We start from the raw sequence: 3,756 nt of genomic DNA, 5'->3' as shown, positions 1-3,756 counted from the left end.
TTCACGGCCAGGCAGACCGAGAGCGTGGCCGAGACGGTCGAGGACGCCTGACGTGCAACCGCTGGCCCCTGGCTCGACGATCGGCATCCTCGGCGGCGGCCAACTCGGCCGGATGCTGGCCCAGGCCGCCGCGCGGCTGGGCTTCGACGTCGCGATCCTCGAGCGCGAGGCCGACAGTCCGGCGGCGCGGGTCGCCGCCCAGCTGATCGAAGGCGCCTATGACGACGAAGCGGCGCTGGTCCGCCTGGCTAAGGCCGCCGACGTCGTGACCTACGAGTTCGAGAACGTGCCGGCCGGGTCGGTGGACATCCTGACCGACCACGGCGTCGACGTGGCGCCCGGCGCCCTGGCCCTGGCGGTCGCACAGGATCGGGTGGCGGAGAAGACCTTCCTGAACGCCCGCGGGGCGCCCACGGTGGCGTTCGCCGAAGCCGCAACCCCGCGGGAGGCCGTCGATGCGGTGACGCGGATCGGCGCGCCTGCGCTGATGAAGACCCGCCGCGAAGGTTATGACGGCAAGGGCCAGAAGTGGGTCGAACACGCCGCCGACGCCGCCGCCGTGTTCGAGGCCCTGGGCGGCGTGCCGGTGATCGTCGAGGCGCCGGCCGATTTCGTGCGCGAGCTGTCGGTGATCGCCGCCCGGGGCCGCGACGGAGCAATCGCCGTCTATCCGCTGGGCGAGAACCATCACGAGGGCGGCATATTGCGTCGCACGGTCGCCCCGGCCCAGGTGACGCCGGCGCTGGCCGACCAGGCCGAGCGGATCGCCCGCCAGGTCCTGGACGGCCTCGACTATGTCGGGGTCATCGGCATCGAACTGTTCGAGCTTCCCGACGGCCGCCTGCTGGTCAACGAGATCGCGCCCCGGGTGCACAACACCGGCCACTGGACGCAGGACGGCTGCGAGGTGGATCAGTTCGAACAGCACATCCGCGCCGTCGCCGGCTGGCCGCTCGGTCCGACGCGGGCCACCGCGCGGGTCGAGATGCTGAACCTGCTCGGCGAGGACGCGGACGCCTGGGCCAAACTGGCCGCCGAGCCCGAGACCCGCGTCCACCTCTACGGGAAGCGAGACGCCAAGCCGGGGCGGAAGATGGGCCACGTCAACCGGGTGCGGGCGCTCTAAGAAGGCGCCTTCTCCGGCATGCGGAAGAGGATGCCGTCATCGATAGCGCATCCGCCCCAACGCCTGGGCCGCGGCGGTGACGAGGGCGGACGGGCGGACTTTCGTCGTCGCCTTCCATTTCTCGAACCGCATCACGTCCTCGATCCGGCGGTCGACGTAGGCCAGAGCGTCGGCGCGGCCTGACGCCAGGCGTATGACAAGCGCGGTGGTCAGGACGCCGGCCAGGATCGCGCGTTTCGAATAGTGGTTCTCATCGGTGGCGACGTCGCCGGCCCAGCGCCACAGAACGTCGGCGCTCTCCCAGGCCAGCCGCCCGCCGAGCGGCAGGTTCTGCGGCAGGCTGAGCCAGGCGGCCCAGCGGCGGGTCGCCGGCTCGTCGGCGGCGGCCGCGTCGAGGCGGGCCTCGACAGCGCGGCGGATGCGCTGGCGGATCTTGAGCTCGGCCGGATCGACGCCCGCCAGGATGGTCAGAGCCTGGGCGTCGTGACGGCGGGACAGCAGGGCCGCAAGGTCGGCGGGGCCGTGAGGGGCCAGGAGTTCGGTCTCGCCCGGCGAAAAGCCGCAGGCCGCGCCGGCGGCCATGGCCATGCGCTTGGTCCAGCCCTGGGCCGGGGCGAGGCGTATGGCCGCCTCGAGCAGCTGGCGTTCGGCCTCAACAGTCCAATCGGTGGCGCTCATCGTCCAAGTCTAGCCCCATGCGCCCTGCTAATCACGCGCTGCGTGGCATGGCGTGGACATCGCCTTCGCCTTCTGATATCTCGCCGCGCTCAAACCCGCAGGCCTGTCGCCTTCGGGCAAGATTGTTTTGTTCGCTCGCCGCCGCCCCTTGGCCGGGATCGGGGGGCCGGGCAGCGTCAGCGACCACAGGAGAGAGACCCCTGGTTCAGATTTTCGTCCGCGACAACAACGTCGACCAAGCCCTCAAGGCGCTGAAGAAGAAGATGCAGCGCGAAGGCTCGTTCCGCGAGATGAAGCGCCACGTGCACTACGAGAAGCCCTCGGAGAAGCGCGCGCGCCAGAAGGCCGAGGCCGTTCGTCGCGCCCGCAAGCTGGCCCGCAAGCGCGCCCAGCGCGAAGGCCTGATCGCGGCGCCGAAGAAGCCTTCGCGCTAAGGCCTAAAATCCGGCCAGATCGAGATTTATGTGGAAGGGCCGCGCCACCAGCGCGGCCCTTTTTCGTTATGGCCACGGGGTCATTCGCCATTGCCAAGGCGCGGTCTTCCGTCGCGTCGCGGCAGCCCCGCTGGAATACCCTTGGTCGGCCACCTATCTTATCGAGCCCTGCCCGTAGTTCTTCTCGAGACGGTCCTTAGCCCATGAACATGCGCAACCTCGTCATCTGGGGCGTCATCATCGTCGTCCTGGTCGGACTCTACAGCATGATGACCGGCGGCGGCCGCGCCGCGGCGCAGGGCGAGATCACCTATTCGCAGCTGCTGTCGAAGGTGAATTCCGGCGAGGTGAAGCAGGCGGTGATCCGCGGCGCCGCCGTCGAGGTGCGCGACCAGGCCGACAAGGTCTACACCGCCGTCACCCCGGCCAACCAGGACGACCTGGTCAAGCGGCTCGAGGCCCAAGGCGCCGACATCGCGGTCAAGCCGGCCGGCGGCTTCACCCTGCTCGGATTCATCCTGAACTCGCTGCCGATCCTGCTGCTGATCGGCGTTTGGATCTTCTTCATGCGGCAAATGCAGGGCGGCGCGCGCGGGGCCATGGGCTTCGGCAAGTCCAAGGCCCGGCTGCTGACCGAGAACAAGAACCGCGTCACTTTCGACGACGTCGCCGGCGTTGACGAGGCCAAGGAAGAGCTGACCGAAATCGTCGACTTCCTGAAGGACCCGCAGCGCTTCCAGCGCCTGGGCGGCAAGATTCCAAAGGGGGCCCTGCTGGTCGGTCCGCCCGGTACGGGTAAGACCCTGATCGCCCGCGCGGTCGCCGGCGAGGCCGGCGTGCCGTTCTTCACCATCTCGGGTTCCGACTTCGTCGAGATGTTCGTCGGCGTCGGCGCCAGCCGCGTGCGTGACATGTTCGAGCAGGCGAAGAAGAATGCCCCCTGCATCATCTTCATCGACGAAATCGACGCCGTCGGTCGCCATCGCGGCGCGGGTCTCGGGGGCGGCAACGACGAGCGCGAGCAGACCCTGAACCAGCTGCTGGTCGAGATGGACGGCTTCGAGGCCAACGAAGGCATCATCCTGATCGCCGCCACCAACCGGCCGGACGTCCTCGACCCGGCGCTGCTGCGTCCCGGCCGCTTCGACCGCCAGGTGGTGGTGCCGAACCCGGACATTACCGGCCGCGAACGCATCCTGCGCGTGCACATGAAGAACGTGCCGCTGGCGGCCGACGTCGAGGTCAAGACCATCGCCCGCGGCACCCCCGGCTTCTCCGGCGCGGACCTGTCGAACCTGGTCAACGAGGCGGCGCTGATGGCGGCGCGCAAGAACCGCCGCATGGTCACCATGCGAGACTTCGAGGACGCCAAGGACAAGGTCATGATGGGCGCCGAGCGACGCTCGATGGTCATGACCGACGAGGAGAAGAAGCTGACCGCCTATCACGAGGGCGGCCATGCCCTGGTGGCGCTCAGCGTCCCGGCCACCGATCCGGTCCACAAGGCGACGATCATCC

At 69.1% G+C, this 3,756-nt stretch carries 4 protein-coding genes; 3 read left to right on the top strand and 1 reads right to left on the bottom strand.

Annotation, left to right across the window (positions count from 1 at the left end; translation table 11 throughout):
- Positions 1–52: 52 nt before the first annotated feature.
- The gene (locus ACILRF_RS15250) at positions 53–1,126 is read left to right on the top strand and encodes a 5-(carboxyamino)imidazole ribonucleotide synthase (RefSeq protein WP_395674388.1); all 1,074 of its coding nucleotides are present in this window, start codon (positions 53–55) and stop codon (positions 1,124–1,126) included.
- A 36-nt stretch (positions 1,127–1,162) separates the two neighbouring features.
- Here the strand turns inward: ACILRF_RS15250 and ACILRF_RS15245 are convergent, their stop codons facing one another.
- Positions 1,163–1,804 (bottom strand): COQ9 family protein, encoded by a 642-nt coding sequence (locus tag ACILRF_RS15245; RefSeq protein ID WP_395674386.1) that lies wholly within the window; start codon positions 1,802–1,804, stop codon positions 1,163–1,165.
- Positions 1,805–2,004: 200 nt separating this feature from the next.
- On the opposite strand from ACILRF_RS15245, the gene rpsU reads away from it, so the two are divergent.
- Positions 2,005–2,238 carry a 30S ribosomal protein S21 gene (rpsU, locus tag ACILRF_RS15240; RefSeq protein ID WP_111275467.1) on the top strand — a complete coding sequence of 78 codons (234 nt, stop codon included), beginning with the start codon at positions 2,005–2,007 and terminating at the stop codon, positions 2,236–2,238.
- 203 nt (positions 2,239–2,441) lie between these two features.
- On the top strand, positions 2,442–3,756 hold a 1,315-nt coding region (gene ftsH / locus ACILRF_RS15235; protein WP_395674384.1), incomplete at its 3' end, for an ATP-dependent zinc metalloprotease FtsH.

Source organism: Phenylobacterium sp. (assembly GCF_044236515.1).
Classification (GTDB): domain Bacteria; phylum Pseudomonadota; class Alphaproteobacteria; order Caulobacterales; family Caulobacteraceae; genus Phenylobacterium.
This window is presented reverse-complemented; position numbering and strand designations above follow the sequence as displayed.

Excerpts from the sequence above, each read along its gene's own strand:
- ACILRF_RS15245 (WP_395674386.1), bottom strand. The coding sequence starts at position 1,804 with ATGAGCGCCACCGATTGGACTGTTGAGGCCGAACGCCAGCTGCTCGAG.